19 protein-coding genes are annotated in these 25,496 nt (G+C 38.5%); 9 read left to right on the top strand and 10 right to left on the bottom strand.

Annotated features, from left to right (window positions below; genetic code table 11):
• Positions 1 to 5: 5 nt before the first annotated feature.
• From A8B79_RS16360 to A8B79_RS15615, 3 genes are read left to right on the top strand one after another with little or no spacing between them, the layout of a single operon-like run.
• Positions 6 to 215, top strand: a complete 210-nt coding sequence (locus A8B79_RS16360; protein WP_076782629.1) for a GDCCVxC domain-containing (seleno)protein — start codon at positions 6 to 8, stop codon at positions 213 to 215.
• A 2-nt stretch (positions 216 to 217) separates the two neighbouring features.
• Positions 218 to 457, top strand: coding sequence for a mercury resistance system transport protein MerF (gene merF, locus A8B79_RS15610; protein ID WP_201118681.1), 240 nt, complete (start codon positions 218 to 220; stop codon positions 455 to 457).
• The gene (locus A8B79_RS15615) at positions 454 to 1,794 is read left to right on the top strand and encodes a dihydrolipoyl dehydrogenase family protein (protein WP_066224646.1); all 1,341 of its coding nucleotides are present in this window, start codon (positions 454 to 456) and stop codon (positions 1,792 to 1,794) included. Before merF ends, A8B79_RS15615 begins: the two co-directional genes overlap by 4 nt.
• A gap of 119 nt (positions 1,795 to 1,913) precedes the next feature.
• On the opposite strand, the gene A8B79_RS15620 is transcribed toward A8B79_RS15615, so the two are convergent.
• The 7 genes from A8B79_RS15620 to A8B79_RS15650 all read right to left on the bottom strand — a co-directional run bounded on the left by A8B79_RS15620 (position 1,914) and on the right by A8B79_RS15650 (position 11,907).
• Positions 1,914 to 3,017: a DUF2231 domain-containing protein gene (locus A8B79_RS15620; RefSeq protein WP_066224649.1), complete on the bottom strand. Its 1,104-nt coding sequence runs from the start codon at positions 3,015 to 3,017 to the stop codon at positions 1,914 to 1,916.
• 111 nt (positions 3,018 to 3,128) lie between these two features.
• Positions 3,129 to 3,668, bottom strand: a complete 540-nt coding sequence (locus tag A8B79_RS15625) for a DUF305 domain-containing protein (protein ID WP_066224652.1) — start codon at positions 3,666 to 3,668, stop codon at positions 3,129 to 3,131.
• 38 nt (positions 3,669 to 3,706) lie between these two features.
• Positions 3,707 to 4,228, bottom strand: a complete 522-nt coding sequence (locus A8B79_RS15630; RefSeq protein ID WP_066224655.1) for a DUF3347 domain-containing protein — start codon at positions 4,226 to 4,228, stop codon at positions 3,707 to 3,709.
• Positions 4,229 to 4,245: 17 nt separating this feature from the next.
• Positions 4,246 to 6,099, bottom strand: a complete 1,854-nt coding sequence (locus A8B79_RS15635) for an efflux RND transporter periplasmic adaptor subunit (RefSeq protein ID WP_066224659.1) — start codon at positions 6,097 to 6,099, stop codon at positions 4,246 to 4,248.
• A gap of 11 nt (positions 6,100 to 6,110) precedes the next feature.
• Positions 6,111 to 7,595 carry a TolC family protein gene (locus A8B79_RS15640; RefSeq protein WP_235603774.1) on the bottom strand — a complete coding sequence of 495 codons (1,485 nt, stop codon included), beginning with the start codon at positions 7,593 to 7,595 and terminating at the stop codon, positions 6,111 to 6,113.
• Entirely contained in the window at positions 7,592 to 11,350 is a 3,759-nt protein-coding gene (locus A8B79_RS15645; RefSeq protein ID WP_066224662.1) for an efflux RND transporter permease subunit, read from the bottom strand. Before A8B79_RS15645 ends, A8B79_RS15640 begins: the two co-directional genes overlap by 4 nt.
• Before the next feature lie 167 nt (positions 11,351 to 11,517).
• The gene (locus tag A8B79_RS15650) at positions 11,518 to 11,907 is read right to left on the bottom strand and encodes a hypothetical protein (protein WP_153038461.1); all 390 of its coding nucleotides are present in this window, start codon (positions 11,905 to 11,907) and stop codon (positions 11,518 to 11,520) included.
• 208 nt (positions 11,908 to 12,115) lie between these two features.
• Here A8B79_RS15650 and A8B79_RS15655 point away from each other — a divergent pair, with 208 nt between their 5' ends.
• The 6 genes from A8B79_RS15655 to A8B79_RS15680 all read left to right on the top strand — a co-directional run bounded on the left by A8B79_RS15655 (position 12,116) and on the right by A8B79_RS15680 (position 21,883).
• Positions 12,116 to 12,580, top strand: coding sequence for a hypothetical protein (locus A8B79_RS15655; RefSeq protein ID WP_066224670.1), 465 nt, complete (start codon positions 12,116 to 12,118; stop codon positions 12,578 to 12,580).
• A 173-nt stretch (positions 12,581 to 12,753) separates the two neighbouring features.
• On the top strand, positions 12,754 to 17,154 hold the full coding sequence (locus A8B79_RS15660) for a CusA/CzcA family heavy metal efflux RND transporter (protein WP_066224673.1): 4,401 nt from the start codon (positions 12,754 to 12,756) through the stop codon (positions 17,152 to 17,154).
• 23 nt (positions 17,155 to 17,177) lie between these two features.
• Positions 17,178 to 18,389, top strand: coding sequence for an efflux RND transporter periplasmic adaptor subunit (locus A8B79_RS15665; RefSeq protein ID WP_066224676.1), 1,212 nt, complete (start codon positions 17,178 to 17,180; stop codon positions 18,387 to 18,389).
• A gap of 18 nt (positions 18,390 to 18,407) precedes the next feature.
• The gene (locus A8B79_RS15670; protein WP_066224678.1) at positions 18,408 to 19,298 is read left to right on the top strand and encodes a cation diffusion facilitator family transporter; all 891 of its coding nucleotides are present in this window, start codon (positions 18,408 to 18,410) and stop codon (positions 19,296 to 19,298) included.
• The gene (locus A8B79_RS15675) at positions 19,295 to 19,858 is read left to right on the top strand and encodes an AraC family transcriptional regulator (protein WP_066224681.1); all 564 of its coding nucleotides are present in this window, start codon (positions 19,295 to 19,297) and stop codon (positions 19,856 to 19,858) included. Before A8B79_RS15670 ends, A8B79_RS15675 begins: the two co-directional genes overlap by 4 nt.
• An 81-nt stretch (positions 19,859 to 19,939) precedes the next feature.
• Positions 19,940 to 21,883, top strand: coding sequence for a heavy metal translocating P-type ATPase (locus tag A8B79_RS15680; RefSeq protein ID WP_066224682.1), 1,944 nt, complete (start codon positions 19,940 to 19,942; stop codon positions 21,881 to 21,883).
• 24 nt (positions 21,884 to 21,907) lie between these two features.
• On the opposite strand, the gene A8B79_RS15685 is transcribed toward A8B79_RS15680, so the two are convergent.
• The 3 genes from A8B79_RS15685 to A8B79_RS15695 all read right to left on the bottom strand — a co-directional run bounded on the left by A8B79_RS15685 (position 21,908) and on the right by A8B79_RS15695 (position 25,496).
• Positions 21,908 to 23,029: a GNAT family N-acetyltransferase gene (locus tag A8B79_RS15685; RefSeq protein WP_066224685.1), complete on the bottom strand. Its 1,122-nt coding sequence runs from the start codon at positions 23,027 to 23,029 to the stop codon at positions 21,908 to 21,910.
• A gap of 12 nt (positions 23,030 to 23,041) precedes the next feature.
• Positions 23,042 to 24,277 (bottom strand): aminotransferase class I/II-fold pyridoxal phosphate-dependent enzyme, encoded by a 1,236-nt coding sequence (locus A8B79_RS15690; RefSeq protein WP_066224687.1) that lies wholly within the window; start codon positions 24,275 to 24,277, stop codon positions 23,042 to 23,044.
• 88 nt (positions 24,278 to 24,365) lie between these two features.
• Positions 24,366 to 25,496, bottom strand: a complete 1,131-nt coding sequence (locus tag A8B79_RS15695) for a glycosyltransferase family 4 protein (protein WP_235603775.1) — start codon at positions 25,494 to 25,496, stop codon at positions 24,366 to 24,368.

Genomic DNA, 25,496 nt, shown 5'->3' on the forward strand with positions numbered 1-25,496 from the left:
TTTATATGACAACCACCATTGCTGAATCAACCATAACTTGCCCTAAGTGTGGGAATGAATCCCAAGAAACCATGCCAACAGATTCCTGCCAGTTCTTTTGGGAATGCCCTGAATGTAAAGAGGTTCTGAAACCTAAACAGGGTGACTGCTGTGTATTTTGTTCTTATGGAGATGTTCCCTGTCCTCCGATACAGCAAGATAAAAGCTGTTGTTAGTTATGAATTATAAAGACATTAAAAAAGATAAAACTACACTCATCGGACTTTGGGGAGCACTAATAGCCGCTTTATGTTGCTTTACTCCTTTATTGGTATGGGCATTCGCTTTTTTTGGGTTAGCTGCTTTAACAACTTATTTGGACTATGTTTTGATTCCGATTTTACTCCTTTGCATTGGAATTTTCCTGTTTGGTCTAAGAAGAATTAAAAATCAAAATCTTGATACGGAAGACACATGAAATTTGATCTAATTGTTATAGGTTCCGGGATGTCAGGAATGACAATCGCTAATAAATGTGCTGCAAAAGGTTTAAACACTGCCGTCACAGATTCAAGGCCATATGGCGGAACCTGTGCATTAAGAGGTTGTGACCCTAAAAAGATTTTGATTGGGGCTGCTGAAATCATCGATCGAGCCAACAAAATGTCAAACATTGGTATTTCCGGAAAAGTGGAAATTAATTGGAATGAATTAATGGCATATAAAAACGATTTCGTTTCCAACATGCCACCAAGAGTTGAGAAAGGGTATCAAAAAAATGATGTCACTATGTTTCATGGTGCTGCAAGCTTTGAATCTCCCAACTCCATCAAAATTGGTGATGATATTTTAGAAAGCGATAAAATTGTTATTAGTACCGGAGCAAAAGCACGGACATTAAACATACCGGGTAACGATCTTTGTATAGATAGTTCTGATTTTCTTAATTTAGATAGCCTACCAAATCATGTTACTTTTATTGGTGGCGGTTATATTTCATTCGAATTTGCACATCTTGTGGCAAGAGCCGGTAGCAAAGCAACCATCCTGCACAAAGGTGAAAGACCTTTAGAAAATTTTGATGAGGACATGGTAGATCATCTGGTAAAAGCCACAGAAGGACTCAATATTGACCTTAAGCTAAAATCTGAAGTAGTAGCCATTGAAAAAACGAATAACCATTTAATCGTTACAACGAAATCAGAGAATTCAACCCAAACGATTCAAACTGATATAGTAGTAAATGCTGCCGGAAGAGTTCCAGAATTAGATGGTCTTAATCTTGAAAAAGCGAATGTTGAGTACGGTAAAAAAGGAATTATAGTAAATGAGTTTCTACAGAGTAAAAGTAACTCATCTGTTTATGCTGCAGGGGATTGTGCAGCAACTCAAGGATTGAATCTTACGCCCGTTGCGGTAATGGAAGGACATGCTGTTGCATCAAATATTATACGAGGTAATTCAAAAAAACCTGACTATACTGAAATGCCCTCCTCTTTATTTACATTACCTCCACTATCGGCAGTTGGTTTTACAGAAAAGGAACTACAGGATAAAGAGATATCTTATCATGTAAATTCCGGTTCTGCAAAAGACTGGTATAACGCTAAGAGAATCAATGAATCAACTTATGCATATAAAGTGTTACTAAATGACGAAGGCTACATTTTAGGAGCTCATTTAATTGGCCCCCATTCAGAGGAAACCATTAACCTTTTTGCACTTGCGATAAAAAATAAGATAAAAGCCAATTCGCTTAAAAGTTTTGTTTATTCGTACCCTTCTATGGCATCAGATGTTGGCTCAATGGTTTGATAACCTAAATCTTATTCACCAACCTTAGATAACGAGATTTTATTTTTGTTCATATGGAGATATTCCCTGCCCTCCAATTCAAGAGGACAAAAACTGTTGTTAAGGCAGTTGATTTGAGCTTACAGTTTAGTCAAGCTCATTTTTTCCAATACAACCGTTCCGCTCCCGGAAACCTTTAAACCAACTCCTCCTGCTTTTGGCGCATCTCCATGACCATGAACGATCATTTCTTTGTCCACATATCCCCGAAAATGTGTACCATTTCCAACAACACGTACAAACATAGATTTTGAGACATCTGTAGTACCTTCTTCGAATATCTCTTCCTCTCCATTTGCTATACGACCTTGTTGAACAGTTCCATCCGACGCAATGGACACAAAATCAAAATTTGATTCATCAATCACGTTATTTGTCAGCATCACATTCCCATCAAAAGCGGAGATGTCTATATAGTAATCTACCTGTACTTTATTATATGACTCATGACTTGTAAAAAAACCATTCAGATCATTTCCACTGAAAGAAAGAGCATAACTTCCGCTGGTAGTTTTCACTGCTTCGGCGTTTAACCCTTCTAAACTTCCCTCCAACCAATGAAAATTATTCTTTAAATCAGAAACTGCATTCTCTTCAATTTCCCATTCCCAATTTCCATTTTCTGTTTCTATAAAAGTACCGGCACTCTCAGCACTGCTTCCACCTGATACTTCACCCGTCTCATTATGATCTGAAACAGGTGTATCCTTTGTGGCATTTTCTATTTCAGCCTTCTGAACGCCAACTCCGTATTGATAAACCATTTGTGCTCCTCTGTCACTTGTCTGAAACAGCAACACCGCTCCAGCAAATGATAGTAAAGTCATTCCTACGCGAACGGGTTTTATATCAGATTTATCCCATACAAATATTCCTATTCTCAGCAGTGCATACAGTCCAATAAACCATACAGTATATTCTGCAAAATCTGCATGTTCAGTTAACAGATTTTGAGCTTCAGCTTCGATAAACACACTATCTGCGGCTTCTTTTCCAGAGAAGTAAGTACCTATTCCTGCGATTCCGGAAATTCCGTATAGGATCAAGTTCTTCTTTTCATCCCACCAGCTATCCGGAAGAAAATATCCGGCGACATCCATAATTATTGCCAACATGAATAGCGCGATCGGGAAGTGTACGATCATCGGGTGTATATTCGGTGCCCATTCTGGTATAAGTTCCATAGTAGTTTAGTATTATGTTTCAATGTTAGATAATGTATTGTGATCAAAGAATAAGTTGTATATCCTGAATTCTAATATATCATCCGTTATTGTTGGGTAATCATTTAAAGTTTATTCCGAAGAACTCCCAAAATCAGGTACTGCCCTTGAATTAGCTTCTTCTTCGGTTTCAGCAATACCATTGTTTTTAATGTCTTCTATCAGCCATTCCATTTCTTTGATCTCGCGCTTCTGAGCTTTAATAATCTCATCGGCTAGTTTACGAACTCTTGTGTCCTGAATATTAGCTCTCTCGCTGGTTAGTATAGCTATTGAATGATGTGGAATCATGCCTTCCATATAGTCAGTTCCGCTAACAGTACTTTGACTACGTACCAGCCAAATAGAAAGGATGATCAGCAAAAAACCACTGGTCATAATGCTGACGTTTGCTGTTTTACTTCTATACATATTCAGCATAAATGCAAGCATGATGATGATCATAGCGCCACCCATAATCATAGTCATAAAAAGACGAGTCTCACTAAACCAGGCATGATCTATAAGCTCATATGAGTGTAAATACATCAAGAAAAACATAGCAATCATTGATGTACCAATCATGATAAAGAACTTAAGGTAACTTCCGTTTTCGTGCTCTGAGGTTTCCATAATAATGGTGTTTTAGATGTTATTTCACTTACAATTAATTATTCATTTATTTCTCTTACCGTTGCTCCACATTTATGCATTTTTTGTCCGAAATAAGGATTCTGAATTTTTTCTTTATCGCTCATCCACTTCCCTCCCTTTCCATCATTTGCCATAGGGCAGAATTGTACATAAAGCGCACTTTTATCATAGCCTTGATTTTCGACTGCCTTCACTAGCTCAAGAGTAATTCCTTCTAATGAATTTCTAAGTTCCTCTATGTTTTTTGAAGCAGTTGCAACTTCTACAGCAGCAAGCATTTTAGCATGGTGCATTTCATGCTTTTTTTGATGCTCTTTGTGCTCATTCATTTCATTATTGGATTTTACTTCCTCAGAAAAATTTGAAATGTGTTTTTGAGCTTTTTCAAAGTCATCTGTTACAAGAGCGTTTTTAAAATCCATGTATTCACTTATTAATATTGATAAATGATCGTCGTGTCCATGTTCTTTTTCTTTCTGTGCCTGAATATTTACTGTACTCAGAAATAGTGCCAGTAGTGTAATCAAATAAGTTTTCATTGAGTTTTATTTTAAGTTTATGATTCGATTTTTAAAATGGTTTCGCCGCAATTGTGCATTTGGTCTCCGAAATAAGGATTAGCTATCTCTTCAGATTCACTTAGCCAGAATCCTCCTTTACCGTCATCTGTCATTGGACAAAATTGCTGGTAAATAATTCCCGGTAACCCAAAGGTTTTAACACTTTCTATCATGGTTGATGAAAGCGTTAGAAAGGCAGCCCTTTGAGCTTCGATGTTTTGAGATTTTTTCAGGTCTTTAATAGATGAATCAATTTTTCCAAGATGATCCATCCATTTGGAATGCAGTTCTCCTTTCACCAGCGTCATGTCTACATTTTTGAGTTCATTCTCGAGTTTGTTCACAGAAGCTAAAACCTTTGACTTATCTGACATGACCAACCCGTCTTTCAATTTCAAGTATTCCTGAACTACATTATTTAACTGAGATCTAAATTCTGCAGGAACCGGTTTCGTTTCCGTTTTCATGGATTCCTCATTCATTAATTGTGAACCCATCTCCATTTTCATCGCGCCGGAATCTTCTGCTCCCATGTTATGACCTTCATGACCTGTTCGATTAGCTCCAGTTCCGGGATTTCTGTTCATCATACTTAATTTATCTGCAAGCTGTGCAGCTCCATCCAACTTGAAATTACCATGCGTTACTACTTCTTCTCCGGCTTCCAGTCCTTCCAGAATGATGTACTGATCCCCCACTCTTTTACCCAACGTAACTTCACGAGCTATAAATGTAGGTTCTTCTTTATTTGGTATCTGTACAAAAACGATAGAACGAGGTCCTGTCCAAAGCACAGCTGATTTAGGAATCAATAAAGATCTCTGACTTGAGATATTGGCTGTCAATATTCCTTCGGCTAACATGTTCGGCTTTAATTTCTTATCAGGATTATTAGCCTTTACTCTCACATCCGCTGTTCGGCTCATATTGTTTACTGATGGATCTACAAAACTCACCGTTCCTTCAAATTTTTCTCCTGGATACGTTGCCGTAGTGAACACAATCTTTTGTCCTTCTTCTATTAAGGATAGATCAGATTCATATGCATCAAACATCACCCAAACACTGGAAAGATCTGCTACTTCAAATAAAACTGAACCACGATTTACATGCTCTTGTCTAGATATATTCAATTTGGTAACATAACCCGTTGCCTGAGAAACGATATTAATCTCGGTCATGATATCTCCGCTATTCTCAATATTTTCAATTGTTTCAGCCGGCAATTCGAGTAGCTCTAATTTTCTCTTTGCAGATTTATAGAGAACAGTGTTTTGGTCTTTGAATTCAACAGTTTGCAAAAATTCCTGCTGTGCTGAAATAAGTTCGGGTGAATATAGCGAAGCAATTTTCTGTCCTTCCTTTACATAAGCGCCTACATAATCCACATAAAGTTTTATAACTCTACCTGCTGAATGAGATGTAACACTGGATACCTTATTCTGATCAGCCATTATTTTTCCCGGTAAATAGATCGTTGATACCGGATTTCCTGAGCGTACTACAGAAGTTTCAATTTCAGCCAACTTCATAGCTGCAAGCGACATGGTTAATTCATTCGGATTTCCACTTGCTGTAGAATTGTCTTGTACTTCAATAAGCTCCATTCCACAGATAGGGCAATCACCGGGTTCATTTTGTCGAACACTGGGGTGCATACTGCAAGAATAAATTACATTGCCTTCGTCATCCGTGTGGCTGTCAGCTACATGCTGATCCGTTTCACCCATCTGACTTGATTGCTCTATCGTGTGAGTTTCTGTTCCATGCCCGCCAAAAAGAAGCCCGCCGAGTATGATCCCAACAACTCCGATTGCTATATAAAGACCGTATTTTTTTAGATTATTCATGATAATTCGTTTTAATAATTAATTTCATTTTCAGAGATGTTATTCACACCTGATAGATAATTGATGTAGCTGTTCGCCACGTAGAGATCAGCAGAAGCCTGAATGCGTTTTAGCTGATACTCAAGTAATTTTCTTTGCAATCTCAGTATTTCTTCGAAATCAGATGCGTCTGAAGAATAGGATTCCATCATTATGTTAATGGCTTGTTCAACTCTTTGAATTTGCTTGGTATCATATAAATTGAATCTTCTTTGCGCGTCATTCCGGTCTCTTAATGCAGTTAAAAGATCTGTCTCTAACTTATTTTCTAATGTGATTATATCCTGCTGAACCGAATTCAGATTTAATTCTGCCTGTTGTACTTTGGCGTTATATTTATTTCTGAAAAGTGGAATCTTAAAACTGACTCGGGCTACAAAAGCATCTTTTCCATTATCCGGAAGGTTTGCAACATCACTTCTCTCTCCGGTAGCTATATAGTCGAAACCAATTCCGAAAGAAGGCTTTCCATCTCTATCAGCTAAAGACACCATTTCCTTTGATGCTTCTTCTCTGTATCTGAGTTTATTCAAGTTTGGATTTTGCTCACGGATGGTTGATCTAAGTTCATCCCTATCTTTTGTTGTCATTGATGTCGTTAGGTTATCCGGAATAACAACTTCTGAGCTTTCTTCCACATTTCTGAGTTCATTAAACCGTTCGATCATCAAATCACGATTATCCTTTAACAGCTCAATTTGAGTTTTAAGATCTTCTTGTTCGATCTGTGCCCGAAGTACATCAACCTGTGATGTCAATCCATTTTCATACCTGCTTAAACTCACTTCGAGTAATGTTTTTATAATGCTGAGATTCTCCTCTGCAATTCGAATCTGTTGCTTCAATTCAAATAAATCACTCCAGATCATTTCCATTTGATAGAAAATGCGATTCCTTTGCTCCTGAAATTGTTCAAATTGTGCTTTCGCATTCGCTTCAGACACCGACCTCTTTTCAGACAAACTTCCAAACCACGGAAACATTTGAGTTACGGAAATCCGTGCTCTTTGCGGTCCAACTCTGGTTTCAATAGGACTGATGAAATACGCAAATGCCACTTCAGAATCAGGTAATGACCCAACCTGAGGTCTGCTTTCCAATTCTGATAAATACCTGTTGAAAGAAGCTTTGAGCTCCGGATTATTCTCTGCAGCCTCCTGCTGGTAGATTTGCAGGTTTTGGGCTTTGAGGGTTGAAGAAAGTAACAGGAGTATGAACATATAAAACACACCCCTGAATCCCCTCTCAAGAGGGGACTTTATCTTTTTTCCCTTCGAAGGGAGATTTGCTTTCTTAACCTGTTCGTAATTCTCGCCTTGAGGGGAGCTGATCGAATCGGCGGTTCCCGATTTGATCTGTGGGATGTCAGAACTGTATTCTTTAGCTCGTTCCGATGCTCTGCGTCGGAATGATACATTACTTAAAGCTGAATAATTGTTTTGAAATAATCGTCTCATTTCAAACCCCTTTTTAATTGAAATTCTTTCCAGATCGCGTACAACACAGGAACTACAAATAGTGTAATTACCTGAAGTAACATCCCTCCAACACTTGGAATCGCCATAGGGACCATAATATCGGCTCCGCGACCAGTTGAGGTAAGAATGGGAATCAGTGCCAGAATAGTTGTTGCCGTAGTCATCAGTGTCGGTCGAATTCTTCGTGAACTTGCTTCAATTACAGCTGATCTTATTTCTTCTTTATTGGCTGGTTTTCGCTTTTCAAAAAGCTGATCCAGATAAGTTGCCATCACCACTCCACCATCTGATGCAATCCCAAACAGGGCAATAAATCCTACCCAAACGGCCACACTTAAATTTACCGTACCCATCTGAAATAGATCTCTTAGATTTTGACCAAACAAGTCGAAATTCAGGAACCAGCCTTGTCCGTACAGCCAGATCATCAAAAACCCTCCTGCCCAGGCTACAAAAATACTTGTGAAGATCATTCCGGTAGTAGCTGCAGATTTAAATTGGAAATACATGATCAGAAAGATTGCAAAGAGAGCAATCGGTAAAATGATACCTAATCGTTTCTCGGCCCTAACCTGATTTTCATAATTTCCGGCGAACTCAAAACTTATTCCTGCAGGAACTTTAAGTGAACCGGTTTCGATGCGTTCAGATATCAATTTCTGAGCATTTCGAACTACATCCACTTCTGCAATACCGTCCAGCTTATCGAAGATCACATAGCCGATTAAAAAAGTGTCTTCGCTCTTTATAGCTTGTGGCCCTTGTCGATATTCAATTGTTGCCAGTTGCTCTAATGGAATCTGTGCTCCGGACTTGGTTGGAACCAACATATTTGATATCGCCTGTGGATCATTTCGTAATTCTCTGGCGTATCGCACTCTGATCGGATAACGCTCTCTGCCTTCCACCGAAGTAGAGACCTGCATTCCTCCGATTCCTACTTTGACAAAATTCTGTACATCCTGAATAGTAAGACCGTATCGCGCTAATTGTTTTCGATTCCAATCAATTTCCAGATATGGTTTACCTACGATTCGGTCTGCAAATACAGACTGCGGTTTTACTCCCGGCACAGTTCGAAGAACTTCTTCCAGTTGTAATCCAAAATCCTCAATAGTTTCGAGATCAGAGCCTTTTACTTTAACTCCCATGGGCGCCCTCATACCTGATTGTAGCATTATCAATCTAGTTTGAATAGGCTGGAGTTTTGGAGCTGAGGTCGTTCCCGGAATTCTGGTTACTGCTACGATTTCATCCCAAATATCGTCAGGAGATTCAATATGATCTCTCCACTGACGAAAGTACTTACCGTCTTCATCAGGAATTAATTCTCCGCTTTCATTTCGCTCGAAAATACCAGCTTCATTTATCTTAAATCTAATTCTGCGTCCATTTTCATCTGTTTTATATTCTGATTTGTACTGGATCACATTTTCGTACATAGAAATGGGTGCAGGATCTAATGCCGAGTTTGTACGTCCAAGTTTTCCCACCACTTTTTCAATTTCCGGAATAGATGATACCGCCATATCAATTTTTCGAACCACATCTTTTGACTCTTCAATTCCCGCGTGAGGTAATGTTGTTGGCATTAACAAAAATGCACCTTCATCCAGCGCCGGCATAAATTCTTTGCCTAAACCCGGAAATGTACGTGAAGCTGCTGTCCAAACTTTCGTGCTCTTGACATCTACACCAATTGAATCGAATCCTTTGTCAACAAAACCGAATACACTCGAAAATCCAAGCCAGATGATCATACTCAGAACAATGAAGAAGGTCGGTATAGACAGAAATGCGAGCTTGTGATCCAAACACCAGGCAATAAGCTTGTCATAATATTTGATCACTAACCAAAATGAAAACAGGATAACCCCAATTAACAACACAACAAATAACAGATTCCAGATCAATGCTACTGAAGGGCCGAATGGCAACCAGTACTTTGCTAACAGCCAGGTCACAATAACCACACTCAAAATATTATTGAGCAATGGAATTTTGGATTCATACTCAGAATCAAGAACAGTTGATGCTCCATTTATAAGCCCAAAGCCTATCAATGCTAGGGCAGCCCAAACCGGACCTGTAAATAGAATCACTAATCCAGAAATGACCAATAGGCTATTCCAAACTAACTTTATTTTCTTGTTGCTGATCTTGACGGAAAACACCCAGTGTGCAAAAGGTGGAATCAAAGTAATGGCAACAATGATAGAAGCGATCAGCGCGAATGTTTTGGTGTATGCCAACGGTTTGAACAATTTACCTTCGGCCGCAATCATGGTAAATACCGGCAGAAAACTTACAATAGTTGTTGAAACCGCCGTTATTACTGCAGAAGCTACTTCTACCGTGGCTGTGTAAATTACCTCGAGAAGTGAATCCCCTTCCTTCATGTTCTCCATATGCCGGAGCATATTTTCCGAAAGAATTACCCCCATATCCACAATGGTACCTATGGCAATGGCTATTCCTGAAAGCGCCACTATGTTTGCATCAACATTTGCATACTTCATGGCAATGAATGTCATCAGTACTGCAATAGGTAACATGGCTGAGATCAAAAATGAAGTTCTTAAGTTCATTACCATCACCACAATTACAATAATGGTGATTAGAATTTCGAGAGATAAAGCTTCTTCCAAAGTCCCTAAAGTTTCCCCGATCAATTCTGAACGATCATAAAACGGTACAATCGTGACTTTAGAAACCGTGCCATCATCCAGTGTTTTGGAAGGTAAACCTGTTGATAGTTCGTTGATCTTCTCTTTGATATTGTCGATCACTTGTTGAGGATTTGCTCCCTGTCGCGCCACTACCACGGCACCAACTGCATCCGCACCCGCTTTGTCTAACGCTCCGCGACGTTGAGCCGGTCCTGTGGTTACAAAAGCAACATCTTTGATCCGGACGGGAACGTTATCAGCCACCTTTAATACCGTTTCTTCGATGTCTTCAATATTTTCGATATATCCTAGTCCACGAACCAGATACTCGGCATTATTGATCTCAATAGTCTGAGCCCCTACATCCACATTTGTTTTGCGAACCGCATCAAAAACCTGAGAAAGAGAAATATCATAATTCAAAAGGGCATTTGGATTCACATCGATCTGATATTCTTTTACGAAACCTCCGATCGGTGAAACTTCTGCCACTCCTTGAGCTCCTGAAAGTGCATATCCGATATAAAAATCCTGAATACTTCTCAGTTCTTGTGGATCCCATCCCCCGGCAGGATTTCCTTCCTTATCCCTTCCTTCCAATGTGTACCAAAAAACCTGTCCAAGTGCGGTAGCATCCGGTCCTAAAGCCGGTTGTACATTTTGTGGAAGTGTCCCAGCAGCCAATGAATTCAGTTTTTCAAGAATTCGGGAGCGACTCCAGTAAAATTCCACTCCTTCCTCAAAGATCACATAAATGCTGGAGATCCCGATCATTGAGGTACTTCGAATTGTTTTTACTCCGGGAACTGTAAGTAATTGTGTAGTTAATGGATAGGTGATCTGGTCTTCCACATCTTGTGGTGATTGTCCTGCCCACTCGGTATAAACAATTTGCTGGTTTTCCCCCAGATCAGGAATAGCATCAACAGGAACAGGATCTTTTGGAAGAAAATCCAGATTCCATGAAAATGGGGTGGTAACCAGTCCCCATCCTACCAGAATCAGAAGCAGTAACACTGCAACTAATTTGTTTTCGAGAAAAAAGCGTATGGTTTTATTTAACATTGGTATGATTTAAGAATAACTATGAATGAATTTTATAAGTCATCTCGCGTGGAATGCCCGAGATTTAGATCTGTCTAAAATGACATATTTATTTATACACTCTGGTTTCTGAACTGAATTTCAACAGTGAGCAATACAGAAATGATAAATATTGGACGTAGTTATCCCTAAATCAGGAAAGATTCATTCGCCAAAAAGAGAGGTGGCGGCGAATAAGAATTTGTTAAGGTGAGGTCAGAATTTCTTGGTATTTGATCACTATTAACTGAAGAAAACTCCTCAAAAGTAAATTGAAAAGATGGTGTACTGATCTTTAAAACTACTGTAGGTGCGATGGTAGCAATCAGGTTTTTGTCTGTCATGCAATCACAATCAACAGTCATTTTACAATCTGAAGAAGTTGATGTCTCCTTTTCATGCATCATATTCATATCCTGATGCCCGGTATCGTGCCCCATTTCAACCATTCCCGTAGAACTGTGTTCCGTCATCATCCGCTCACAGACTTCTTCCATAGTGCTCATTGAACAAAGAGAAACCGTAAAGCTTAAGACCATGCTTAGGCTCAAAAGAGTTGAAATAAATTTATATGATGTTGAAATTTTCACACTTCAATTATACTAAAAAGAATTTTATTTAAGAAGTGCTTCAAAAATTCTATACGGGAAATAAGAAATTTTATACATCAAAATACATCAAGTTTAAAACAAGAAAATATAAGGTATGTGAATTTTTTTATCTTATCTTTGGTTTCACTTAAAAATCATGATCAAGAACTCACATACTATTATAAAAGTTACTTCAGTAGCATTATTGCTATTCTTTAGCATACACAGCCTGAGTGTACATGGTTTTGCCGATTCATTGATCTACTGTTTTGAATCGAATGGGGATATCAACATAGAATCAACATCCCCTCTTTCTTTTGGAATTGCTTCAGACTGTGATTTGCATGCAGATATTATTTTTTCTGACACTGAAGCTGAATTCCATTCTGACTCTGATTATTGTATAGACTGCAACGATCTGGAACTCGATGAAACTTGTGCCAAAGACAATAGAGTAAATCGTTTTAATCAGGATAAAACCATCGAGAAGATCAACAATGATCTTTATCAGTTGGTTTTAATTTTACCAAATTCAGCAAAAAAACAATTAACTGAGTTTATCCCACCTATAATAGAACATAAAGAATTAGCATCTCTGCGAACGGTAGTTCTGCTGAATTAGACTCACCCTATTTACTTAAACTCTTTTTGAACTTGATTGATTCGTATCAGTCATAATGCAAGCGTCTTTCCAAGAGTTTTGAGTCTTCATATTCATACAGATTTATACAATCAAGTCTTTAAATCTGATTTCTATTCAACACTCCCTGAGATAAGGGACAGTTTTAATTTTTTATGATTAATAAAATAATATCGTTCTCAATAAATAATAAGTTCATTATTGGCTTATTCATTTTAACCTTAATAGGAGTTGGAACATACTCCATGATGACCATTAATTTGGGTTCTGTACCTGATATCACGAATAATCAGGTTCAGGTAATTACCGTATCAGAAAATCTGGGTACGGAAGATATCGAGCAATTTGTGACTTATCCGGTAGAACTGGCAATGGGAAATCTTCCGGGAGTAACCGAAATTCGGTCTATTTCAAGATTCGGTCTGTCAGTGGTTACCATCGTCTTTGAAGATGATATGGGTACTTACCTGCCCCGACAGCTTGTACAAGAAAAACTAAACGAACTGGGTGAAACCATACCTGATAAGTTTGGAAGCCCGGCAATGGGTCCTATTTCAAGTGGATTGGGTCAGATCTATGAGTATTCTATAAAAGTTAGTCCGGAGTATGAATCAGAATACACCCCAAACGATCTTCGCACAATACAGGATTGGATCATAAAACGTCAAATGGTTCTGTTGGATGGCGTGGTAGAGGTTAATTCGTTTGGTGGCGGTATCAAACAATACGAAGTGGCTATTGATCCAGACAAATTAAATGCTATGGGAGTTACCATTTCTGAAGTGTATGACGCCCTTGCTATGAACAATGTAAATACCGGTGGAGCTTACATCGAGAAAAATAAAATGGCGAATTTTATCCGCGGAGAGGGATTGATTCGATCTTTAGAAGACATTAGAAACATTGTCATTAAAAATGAAAACGGAATCCCTGTTCTTATCAATGACGTTGCGGAAAAAGTACAATTTGGTACACAAACCCGATATGGTGCTTTTACTCAAGATGGTGAAGAAGCGGTAGGTGGTATTATTATGATGTTGAAAGGGTCAAATCCAAATGCAACCATTCAAAGAGTTCAGGATAGAATTGCTGAAGTTCAGGAATCTCTACCTGATGGATTAAAAATTGAACCCTTTCTCGATCGAAGCGCCCTGATCGAACGTACCACAAGCACCGTTTCCAAAAATTTAATTGAGGGAGCATTAATTGTAGTATTTGTTTTAGTGATCTTACTCGGAAGTTTACGGGGTGGTTTAGTTACTGCATCACTTATCCCTTTATCGTTACTTTTTGCTTTTATTATGATGAAGGCAACCGGAGTTTGGGCAAACCTGATGAGTCTTGGAGCCATAGATTTCGGAATTATCGTTGACGGGGCTGTCATCATTGTGGAAGGCACGGTACACGAGATAGAAAAAAGAGTAAAATCCGGCAAGAGTAAGTTTGGTAAAAAACAAATGGATGAGCTTACCTACAAAGCCGGCAGCACGATGATGAATTCCGCCTTTTTCGGCCAATTAATTATACTCATCGTATTTGCCCCAATTCTCTTTCTTGAAGGTGTAGAAGGTAAAATGTTCCGCCCAATGGCCTTTACTTTTGGCTATGCAGTGATAGGAGCTATTATTCTTTGCCTTACGTACGTTCCTATGATTTCATCAATAGCGATGAAGCCTTCTACCAATAAAAATGGATGGTTTGCACGATTTGAACAGGCACTCGAAAAATTGAGTAATAAGCTCATTGGAGCACTTCAACGTATTTACAATCCTCTTTTAGAATTAGCATTAAAGAGAAAGCTAATTGTAATTAGTGCCGCTGTGATTCTGTTTTTAGCATCACTATTTACATTTTCCCGCATGGGTGGTGAATTTATTCCTCAATTGGATGAAGGTGATATTGCCATGCAGGCTCTATTACGTTCTGGCAGTGGGTTATCTGAATCCATTGAACAATCCAAAAAAATTGAGACTATACTATTACAAAAGTTTCCGGAGATAGAAACGGTAACAGCGCGTATTGGTGTAGCTGATATTCCCACAGATCCTATGCCTATGGATATCGCGGATATGTACATCATACTAAATAAAGATAAAGACAGTTGGGTATCAGCCTCTTCCAAAGACGAACTTATCGAAAAGATACAAACAACTCTTAACGAATCCCTTGTAGGTGTGAATCTGGTGTTTACTCAACCTGTTGAACTTCGATTTAATGAGTTACTGGAAGGTGTGAGAGAAGACATTGCAGTGAAACTATATGGTGAAAACTTAGAAATACTTTCTCAAAAAGTGGATGAAATGGCATCTATCATACAAACGGTTTCTGGTGTTGGGGATGTAAGTCCTGAAAGAATATCCGGACTCCCTCAAATGACGGTGAGATATAATCGTCAAAAAGTAGCTCAATATGGTCTTAACATCGCCAAACTAAATGATTATGTAAGCACTGCATTTGCAGGAGGAACGGCTGGGGTTGTATTCGAAGGAGAGCGAAGATTTGACTTAGTTGTTCGTTTTGACGAAGCGAACCGGCAAAGCATCGAAGATTTACGTTCAATGTATATTGACCTGCCAAGTGGTTCACAAGTGCCTGTAGAAGAAATTGCAGATATCAGCTACCAACCCGGCCCCATGCAGATTTCCCGTGATAACACATTCCGAAGAACCTACGTCGGTGTAAATGCCCGAGGTCGCGATGTGGAATCTGTGGTTAATGATATTCAGCAAAAACTGGATGCAGAACTCGAGCTTCCCGCAGGATATTATATCGCCTACGGGGGTGAATTTGAAAATCTGCAAAGTGCAAAAAGCAGATTATCAATTGTTGTGCCTATTGCACTGTTTCTGATCTTTATCCTGCTCTATTTTGCACTGAATTCACTCTCTCAATCGGTCATGATTTATCTGGCTATACCATTAGCAGCAATTGGAGGAATATTCTTCCTGGCACTCAGGGATATGTCGTTTAGTATTTCTGCGGGAGTGGGATTTATTGTGCTATTTGGAGTAGCGGTACTCAATGGACTCGTGCTAATAAGCCGATTTAATTCATTAAAAGAAGAAGGAGTAACTGATTTGAAAGAACGAATTTTAATAGGAACCAAAGAAAGACTTCGCCCTATTTTATTAACAGCTACAGCAGCTATTATGGGATTTACTCCGATGGCTTTTTCAGCCTCCGCCGGTGCCGAGGTTCAGCGACCTTTAGCAACGGTTGTAATTGGTGGTTTAATTAGTGCAACTTTACTTACTCTGATTATTCTTCCAGTATTATATTCTTTTGTTGAAAAAAGAAATCTGAAAAAGTTAAAGAGAAAATCAATTACAGCTTCTGTGTTTCTTTTAATGGCGACCGGAAGTTTATTTATGTCAGGTGTGGTACAAGCACAGCCGGTACAAACAACTAATCTTCAGGAGCTTTCTTTAGAGCAAGCTGTAAAAAAAGCAATGGATAACTATCCGGCTATAAAAGCAGCACAACTTGAAATACTAAGTCAACAGGCATTACGGAAAACCGCTTGGGAAATCGGTGATACTAAAGTATTCATCGGCAAGGAAGAAGTGGGAAACGGTGCGGATGGAATTACAACTAAATTTGGCGTGTCTCAGGAGTTTGATCTTTTGGGAATTCCCTCTCGGTTAAAGCTTCAAAAAGAAAACGAACAGCTTGCAGAGCAAAGTGCCGAACTCACATACGTTCAGGTAGAATTGATGGTAAAGCAAAACTGGGCGGATGTTTTCAGTGCAAAGCGAAAATATAATGTACTGGATAAGTTATTTGCACAGTTTACTGATATTTCCAGAGCCGCAGAACTACGCCTTGAAACGGAAGCCACTTCCAGATTGGAGTATCTTTCAACACTAAATCAGGCTAATAAAATTAAGATTCAAAAAGAACAAGCCTTCAGAGACTATCTGAGTGCTGTTCGGAAACTTAATAAATGGTTTGAAGGCGATTCTCTTTATACGGTAAAAAATGTATCGGTTGAAGAGTTAGATGAACCAATCAATTTTAATAAAGATGCTCTTAATAATCATCCTTATTTAACTATGATGGAGCAAAAAGTTGAGGTGGCTGAAGCAGTGGTTAAGAAAGATCAAAGCCAGTTTCTGCCAAAATTTAGTGCGAGTTATGGATTTCAGGAAATCGCAAATCAATCCGGTTTCTACAAATATGAGTTGGGTGTTCGTTTCCCTTTACTTTTTTGGGGAAATCTTGGAAAAACGCAATCCTCTAAAATCCAAACTAATATTGCCCGCCAAAACCTTAATCAGGCTCAAAAAGAATTGAACAGTCGGTACAACAGTATGCAGGAAAACTACTTAAAGTGGCTTAATTCCTGGGAATATTATAAAGAAGAAGCACTGCCTCTGGCAGAAGAACAAAGAAAAGGTGCACTTACCGCATATAAAGAAGGAGCTATTGATTACGTGATGTTTCTTCAAAATATCAGGGATGCCATACAGATTGAGGTAGATTCATGGGACGCTTTCAGTAATTATCTGAATAGTAGATATGAATTAGAATACTACCTGAATACTCCTAACAAGTAATTAATTTTATAAAAAACAATATCATGAATATCCAACAAATAAATATAATCGTACTAATCCTTCTTCTTTCTTTTTTTGCAGCTTGCAACACATCGAAAGTTGAAGATAACGAAGCCATAGAAACCGTAAATGCATCACTAATGCAGAGTGAAGAAAATGAAGAAGCAAATGCTGCATACCTTACGCAACTAAAATTTAACAGTCTTGAAATGAATGTTGATACGCTTCCAACCCGTAATCTTTCAGGCATCATAAAGGCAAACGGGCAGCTGGAAGTTCCTCCACAACACGAGGCTACCGTAACTGCAATTTTAGGAGCTAATGTCACTTCCATTGAAGTTATTGAAGGAGACAAAGTTACTAAAAATCAGGTGCTCGCTTACGCCGCACATCCTAATCTTACTAATACCCAAACACAATACGTTCGTGCGTACGAGCAAATGCTGTATCTGGAAAAAGAACTTGCACGGCAACAAAGATTATATGAAGGAGAGGTTGGTTCCGGTCAGGTACTCCAAAAAACACAAGCAGATCACAAAGCTACGGTTGCAGAAGTTAAGGGATATGAGGCGCAGTTAAAGCAATTGAGTTTGAGCGTTGAAAAAATCAGAAATGGAAATATTTACGAAGTGGTGCCCATTGTTAGTCCTATTGAAGGATACATTGAAGACGTTACTATTCAAATCGGACAATACGTTGAACCACAAACAGAATTATTTATGATTGTTAATAACGAACATATACATGCTGATTTGATGGTTTTTGAAAAAGATGTGTATCAGGTTAAAAAGGGACAGAAAATTTCTTTTACCGTCCAATCTGTCCCTCATGGAAGATTAACCGGGAAAATATATTCTGTAGGAAAACAGTTCGAACAAAACCCGAAAGCAGTTCATGTACATGCCGAAATTGATCAGAAAGATGGGTATTTAATACCGGGAATGTATATCAAAGGAAACATCTATACCACAGACAAAGAAGTGTTTGCATTACCTGAGAGTGCCATCATTGAAGACGAAGGTAAAACGTATATGTTTAGTGCTGAAGAGGGTCAGGAAAATGAAGAAAAAGAATGGAAGTTTACGCCGATTGAAATAAAAACAGGTCTGGAGAAAGATGGATGGGTTGAAGTTAAGTTATTAGAAACTTTACCATCAGACACAAAAATTGCCTGGAACAACGCTTACTCTCTTATTGCTGAGATGAAGAAAAGCCAGACTTCTCACGGTCATTAAACCTTAGATTGAAAAATTATGAGTCACGATCATTCCCACAATAGCGGTAATATAAAAATTGCCTTTTTCCTTAATATAGGATTTACCATCCTTGAATTTTTTGGAGGATTATACGTAAATAGTGTTGCCATTATTTCGGATGCATTACACGATCTTGGTGATAGTATCTCACTTGGATTGTCATGGTATTTGGATCACAAATCTAAGCAAGGAGCAAATCGATCGTTCACTTTCGGTTATACACGGTTTTCCCTTCTCGGAGCGTTAATCAACAGCCTTGTTTTAATAGCGGGCTCCATCTTTGTTATTAATGAAGCGGTCGCTCGTATTATCACTCCGGAACATACAGACGCTCAAGGAATGCTTATTTTTGCCATTATTGGGGTAAGTGTAAATGGCTACGCTGCGTGGAAGGTTAGCGACGGAAAAACTCTCAATGAAAAAGTTATTTCCTGGCATTTGTTGGAGGATGTTTTAGGTTGGGCTGCCGTTCTGATTGTCTCCATTGTTTTGCTATTTAAAGATATTCATTACTTGGACCCCGCGCTTTCTATTCTAATTACAGCTTATGTTCTTTGGAATGTTATCAAGAGACTAAAAGAAACCCTATATGTATTTCTTCAAGGGAGTCCTGATGACGTTAGCATAGAAGAGTTAGAATCTAAATTTCTAGAAAAAGATTTTGTAGATGAAACCAAGCATCTTCACTTGTGGTCACTTGATGGTGAAAGCCATGTCTTTACTGCTCATTTGATTTTAGAAGGAGTCTCAGAATATTCTGAAATCATTAGAGTAAAAAAAGAGATTCGAGAAATTTTAAAACCCTACAATTTTAGTCACTCTACCATTGAGGTAGAACTAGATACAAAGACATCCTCATTAATAGAAATAGAAAATCACTCTAAATGAAACAGCATTTTCACATAAAAAACATGGTCTGCAGCCATTGTGCAGAGGTTTTGGAAGAAAAACTTCAATCTTCAAATTTTCAGGTTAAAAAGATCGAGCTTGGAGAATTAACGCTGGATCAACCCATTACCGATGCAGAATATCAGCGTTTAATAAATGTAGTTCAAAAGAACGGATTCGAAATTATTAACGACCAGGGTAGTAAAACCGTTGAACAGATCAAACAGCTTATAATTCAGTTGGTTCGTACAAATAAGGAGCTGAAGGGTAAGCTTTCAGAATATCTGGCTAAAAATTTAAATAAAGACTATCAACATCTGAGCCGGTTATTTTCGAATGTGGAGGGTAAATCTATAGAGCGCTATTTCATTCTGCAAAAAATAGAACGTGCAAAAGAACTGATCGTTTACGGGGAACTAAATCTGACAGAAATAGCCTACGAATTAGGATACAGCAGTCAACAACATTTTTCCAGACAATTTAAAACCGAAACCGGACTCTCGCCTTCTCACTTTAAAGAAATAAAAGAGAATAAGCGCATTTCGATTGACCAGATTTGACGTAATAATGCACAAGAATTACAAAAACCTGCAATCGGATTAAGAATGAAATGGGTACTATTTAAAAAAAATATGTACCCAATGATATCATTCATAAAAAAATACAAAGAGGCCGTTATAAGCACATTATTGCTGACCGGAGCCTTGATTTTTGAACACTCTGTTTCGTTTGAAGGAAATCAATACCTGTATCTTACCTTGTATGGATTATCCTATTTAGCGGTTGGTGGGTCTGTTTGGATCAAAGCATATAACTCTCTTAAAAAAGGAACACTGTTCAGTGAGTTCTTTTTAATGGGAATTGCCACGATAGGTGCTTTCGCTTTGGGTGAATATGCTGAAGGGGTTGCAGTGATGTTGTTTTATACCATTGGTGAATATGCGCAGCACGGAGCTGTTCACCGAGCCAGAAATTCCATCAAAAAATTAATCGATCAACAACCGGATATTGCTTTTGTAGAACGGAATGGAGAAACCGTTGAAGTTCACCCTTCAAAAGTCAGTTTAGGGGAAGTCGTATTGGTAAAACCTGGCGCAAAAGTTCCACTTGACGGTAAATTAATAACGGAACGGGCGTCATTTAATACAGCAGCACTTACCGGTGAATCCAAACCTATGACTATTAATGCCGGTGAAGAAGTTTGGGCCGGATCTATCAATCAGGATTCTGTTGTTCGCATTAAAGTTACCAGTACTTTTAAAGATACAAAGCTTTCCGGTATTCTTAATATGGTTCAGGAAGCATCGAAACGCAAAGCGCCAACACAGCGATTTATTACAAAATTTGCTAAAGTATACACCCCGATCGTGGTCTGGCTGGCTGTAGCAATAACCTTTCTTCCATATTTATTTGTTGAATCATATGTTTTTCAGGACTGGTTTTACCGGGCACTTATCTTTCTGGTAGTTTCATGTCCTTGTGGATTGGTTATTTCTGTTCCCCTGGGATATTTTGGAGGAATTGGAGCAGCTTCAGGAAACGGAATTTTATTCAAAGGATCAGATTATCTGGACCAACTTCGAAAGATGAACATCCTCTTTATGGATAAAACCGGAACTTTGACCAAAGGTTCATTCGAAGTACAATCTGTTCAAACTTACAATGGTTTTAGTGAAAGTGAGTTGATCAAATATGCCGCTTCTTTGGAACAACAATCTACCCATCCAATCGGAAAAGCAATTCTCAGTTATAAAAACGGACAAGAGCTACTCCCGGTTACTGAACAGCAGGAAGTTTCAGGGAAAGGTTTGAAGGGCGTCATTAATGGTAAGAATTTACTTGTAGGAAACATGGATCTTTTGAAAGATCATCAGGTTAAATTTTCCGAAGGTCTGTTTTCAGAACCGTACACCTACATTCATATTGCTGTCGATGGAGAACATGCCGGTACTTTAAGCATAGCTGATGAAATCAAAGAGGACAGTAAACAAGCGATTGAAGCATTAAAAGAAAGAGGCCTTCAAAAGTTAGTAATGCTTTCAGGAGATAATCAGGAAGTAGTTACTTATGTCGCCAACCATCTTGGTATAGATGAAGCACATGGAAACCTCCTCCCGGATGAAAAATTTAAACTTGTTGAAGAAGCCATCGGTAAAGGAAATGTAGTAGGCTTTATGGGAGATGGCGTTAATGACGCTCCTGTTATTACATTATCGGATGTTGGCATTGCCATGGGAGGTATAGGCTCTGATGCAACCGTAGAAACTGCAGATGTTGTCATACAAACCGACCAGCCTTCAAGGGTTCCATTGGCAATCGATATTTCAAAGTTTACTCATCGTATTGTCTGGCAGAATATCTTCTTTGCTTTAGGAATAAAGGTCTTAGTTATGGCTCTGGCCAGCTTTGGGATTGCCACTATGTGGGAGGCTATTTTTGCGGATGTAGGTGTAGCACTTATTGCAATCGGAAATGCGATTCGCATTCAGAGCAGGTTTTCAGAAACGAATTCTCTGTTTTCTTTCTTTGCATCAAGCTCTCAAGATGGCCAACATGATCATGAAGAAGCTCATTGTTGTTGCTAAGATCTTTTGCTTAAGAAAAAGTTATTAAAGCTGTTTCCTATACATTTTATAGGTTTTATCCAACGAACCACCAATGCGCTCAGCCAAGCGGATCATTTCGGTATTAGTGCCTAAAACCCAGCTTATCTCTGATTGTGTTAATCCTCTCGGGAGCCCTTTTTCAATTGCTTTTTGGGTTAACAAAGCATCGATTCCTTTTCCCCTATGTTCAGGAATTACTCCCAGTAAAGCAGTTCTTAAACGGTCAATTTTCTTTTTGCCGAACAAGAATTTAAAGATCCCAAAAGGAAATAGATTCCCATTCATCTTTTTGAATAACTGATTGTAGTCTAATAACGCAATGGAAAAAGCAACAGGCTTACCATCTATTTCTGCAATATGAGCAAAATCAGTATCCAGGATCATTTTAAAGTCCTTAGCGGTATGCTGCAATTCTTCAAAAGTAAGGGGAAGAAATCCCCAATTATCCTTCCAGGCTTGATTATAAATATTTCGAACGATCTCAACTTCTTCGTTCAGTTTTTTCATATTCACTTCACGAATTTTAAGCCCCGGATTTCTCTTGTATACAATTTCTAAAGCTCTTTCAAACCGAGATAAGTCAATGTCTTCCCTGTTTACATAAAACGCCAGAAGATCCATTTCTTCTTCAAAGCCTGCATTATTTATAAGCTTCTCATAATAAGGCTTGTTATAAGGCATTAACAGGTAAGGCTGTTTATCAAAATTATCAACTAAAAGGCCAATGGTATCCATCATTCCCGGACTAGCAGGACCAAGCACATCCTTCATTCCTTTTTCTCTCAACCAATCTGATGCTACACGGAATAATAGGTTTGCCGTTTGCTGATTATCAATACATTCAAAAAAACCAAAGTGTCCGGTTTTCGTCCCATGATGTTCATTATACCTGTGATCTACAACCGCTGAAATTCTGCCGGCTATTTCCCCATTGTGCTCGGCAATGAATAATGCCATTTCAGCATTCTGGAAATAGGGATTTTTTTCTTTACTGAGAAGTTTCTTTTGATCCATTCGGAGAGGCGGAACCCAAACATCATTGTCAGCATAATGTTGGTAAGGGAATTCAATAAATTGTTTCCGTTCATCGTCTGTAGTTACGATGGTAACCCCATTCGTATTCATACATCAAAAGATTTAGGTGCCGGAATTTCCGTTCTGATCTATAATTCCGTGTTTTAGTCCGACTTTGCGGAACGCTTCAAGAATTCTGTCTAAATGCTCATTAGTGTGGCTGGCCATATAACTGGTTCTCAACAAAGACTGACCTTTAGGTACCGCAGGAGGTACTACAGCATTTGCATAAACACCTTCTTCAAAAAGATCTTTCCAGAATTTGAAACAATCCATCATATCACCAATAACAACCGGAACAATTGGAGATTCACTGGACCAAACGTTAAACCCAAGATTCTTTAATTCGGTGCGCATATAAATTGAGATCTCTTCCAATCTCTTGATTCTCCATGGCTCTTCCTGAAGAATTTCAAGTGCTTTTAATACCGTAGCCACATTTGCAGGAGGCATAGATGCGCTAAAAATATGCGCCGGAGATGAATGTCGGATATATTCTATTACCTTATCATCCCCTACTATAAACCCACCTAAAGAAGCAAAAGATTTTGAGAATGTACCACTGATCAAGTCTACTTCGTCAGTTAGTCCAAACACAGATGCTGAACCACGACCACCATCTCCAATCACTCCTACTGCGTGTGCATCATCCAAGTAAAGTCTTGCACCAAATTCTTTAGCCAGCTTTACTAATTCAGGTACTTTAGCAAGTGTACCTGACATCGAAAAAACTCCATCAGTAATGATAACTTTACCGGCATTCGGATCTGCCTTTTCAAGCAATTTTCTCAGCTGACCCATATCGTTATGCTGATAACGCATCGTTTTTGCGTTTGAACAAAGAGTTCCTACAACAATACAAGCGTGATTATCACGATCAGAAAAAATGATATCATTACGTTGAGCAATAGTCTGTATAGTGCCTTCATTGGTTTGATAACCTGTGCTGAAAAGAACACAGTTTTCTTTACCCATAAAAGCTGCGAGTTTTTCTTCAAGCTCTAAATGAATATCCAAAGTTCCGTTCAAATATCGAGAACCTGTGCATCCTGTTCCGTATTTAGTAAGAGCTTGTTGAGCCGCTTCAATAGTTCGTTTATCATTGGTTAAGCCAAGATAATTATTGGAGCCCGCCATGATAACTTCATGTCCTTCGATTTCTACAATTGTACCGTCTGTAGCTTCCAAAGGCTTGAAATACGGATATAGCCCTAATTCTTTAACTTCATCAGCTTTTGTGAAGTTATATGCTTTTGCAAAAATGTCGTTCTTGGCTACTTCAGTTTTCGTATCTGCCATGCAGGTTATCCTTAAAAAAAATTCTTTTGTAACGGCGAAATATACCCAGTATTAATATTCTATCAAATTTTGATTAAATATGTACCGGTTAGTCTAACGTTTTCTTGTTTTCAACAATTTCCTTAAGATAAGAAATATATTGCTGTGCTACTTTATTCCATGTAAAGTTTTCGAGTACATACTTTCTGGAAGATGTGCTCATTTCCTCTAAATCATTCTCTATCAAAGAGTCTATCTGTCCGGAAAAATTCTCAGCATCTCTGACTGCAATTTTAAATCCATTCTTTCCATTTTCAATTACATCTTTTATTCCCTCGAGGTCAGCTGCTACAGCCGGGGTTCCTGCCAAATTTGCTTCCAATAAAACAATACCAAAACCTTCCATATCTCCCGGAATTGGGATGTTCGGCATAATGAAAATATCAGCTCCTGCGTAAGCATTTTTTAAAACTTCGTCCGGCTGTTTGCCTACCATTAATACTTTATCCTGCAGGTTGGATGTATTCACAATTTCTTTAAGTCGATCGTGCTCTGGTCCGGCACCGATCACTAAATAAACTACCTCAGATTTTATCTTTGGAAGTACTTCTGTAATAAACCAGTCATGACCTTTCCGCTTTACCTGCCTGCCAACAGTAAGCAACAAAGATTTTCCACTCAAATCAACGGAAAATGCTTCCTCAATTTCTTTTCTTCCTTCGGCTTTATCCGGCACATCTTTAAAATCTGACATATCAAAACCATTCGGTAAAGCCACTCCTTTTTCCGGAGACATCCCTCTTTTGATACATTCCTGGCGAGTTGCTTCTGAAACAGATATCACACCATCTAATGCTTCAAATACCTTAGGTACAAAATTCTGATAAATACCGATTGATAGTTTTACATCATGACCATGATTGATAGTCACCATAGGTACATCAATTTTATTTCTGCAAAATTTAGCTAAGGAAGCCGTTACCATTGATGAAAAAAGAATTACATCCGGCTTAAACTCTTTTACAATTTTCGGGAGTTTAAAAACGAGTTTAGTCAGAAAGAAAGCAGTTTTAACTTCTATTCCTTTCCATGGAGAATGCTGTATTATTGTCTTTATCTCAATGTCTTCTCTGGTGCTCAGTTCGTCAATAAGTTGCATACTGACTCGTTGCATCCCTCCCATATTATCCAGAGGCGCATTTTCGGGCGGGTGAAGATGTGAAACGTAAAGAATTCGCAA

This window comes from Balneola sp. EhC07 (assembly GCF_001650905.1).
Lineage (GTDB): Bacteria > Bacteroidota > Rhodothermia > Balneolales > Balneolaceae > Balneola.

Bases quoted from the DNA above. Each gene is read 5' to 3' on its own strand.
- A8B79_RS16360 (WP_076782629.1), top strand. From the start codon at position 6: ATGACAACCACCATTGCTGAATCAACCATAACTTGCCCTAAGTGTGGG.
- merF (WP_201118681.1), top strand. From the start codon at position 218: ATGAATTATAAAGACATTAAAAAAGATAAAACTACACTCATCGGACTT.
- A8B79_RS15615 (WP_066224646.1), top strand. From the start codon at position 454: ATGAAATTTGATCTAATTGTTATAGGTTCCGGGATGTCAGGAATGACA.
- A8B79_RS15620 (WP_066224649.1), bottom strand. From the start codon at position 3,017: ATGGAACTTATACCAGAATGGGCACCGAATATACACCCGATGATCGTA.
- A8B79_RS15625 (WP_066224652.1), bottom strand. From the start codon at position 3,668: ATGGAAACCTCAGAGCACGAAAACGGAAGTTACCTTAAGTTCTTTATC.
- A8B79_RS15630 (WP_066224655.1), bottom strand. From the start codon at position 4,228: ATGAAAACTTATTTGATTACACTACTGGCACTATTTCTGAGTACAGTA.
- A8B79_RS15635 (WP_066224659.1), bottom strand. From the start codon at position 6,099: ATGAATAATCTAAAAAAATACGGTCTTTATATAGCAATCGGAGTTGTT.
- A8B79_RS15640 (WP_235603774.1), bottom strand. From the start codon at position 7,595: ATGAGACGATTATTTCAAAACAATTATTCAGCTTTAAGTAATGTATCA.
- A8B79_RS15645 (WP_066224662.1), bottom strand. From the start codon at position 11,350: ATGTTAAATAAAACCATACGCTTTTTTCTCGAAAACAAATTAGTTGCA.
- A8B79_RS15650 (WP_153038461.1), bottom strand. From the start codon at position 11,907: ATGGTCTTAAGCTTTACGGTTTCTCTTTGTTCAATGAGCACTATGGAA.
- A8B79_RS15655 (WP_066224670.1), top strand. From the start codon at position 12,116: ATGATCAAGAACTCACATACTATTATAAAAGTTACTTCAGTAGCATTA.
- A8B79_RS15660 (WP_066224673.1), top strand. From the start codon at position 12,754: ATGATTAATAAAATAATATCGTTCTCAATAAATAATAAGTTCATTATT.
- A8B79_RS15665 (WP_066224676.1), top strand. From the start codon at position 17,178: ATGAATATCCAACAAATAAATATAATCGTACTAATCCTTCTTCTTTCT.
- A8B79_RS15670 (WP_066224678.1), top strand. From the start codon at position 18,408: ATGAGTCACGATCATTCCCACAATAGCGGTAATATAAAAATTGCCTTT.
- A8B79_RS15675 (WP_066224681.1), top strand. From the start codon at position 19,295: ATGAAACAGCATTTTCACATAAAAAACATGGTCTGCAGCCATTGTGCA.
- A8B79_RS15680 (WP_066224682.1), top strand. From the start codon at position 19,940: ATGATATCATTCATAAAAAAATACAAAGAGGCCGTTATAAGCACATTA.
- A8B79_RS15685 (WP_066224685.1), bottom strand. From the start codon at position 23,029: ATGAATACGAATGGGGTTACCATCGTAACTACAGACGATGAACGGAAA.
- A8B79_RS15690 (WP_066224687.1), bottom strand. From the start codon at position 24,277: ATGGCAGATACGAAAACTGAAGTAGCCAAGAACGACATTTTTGCAAAA.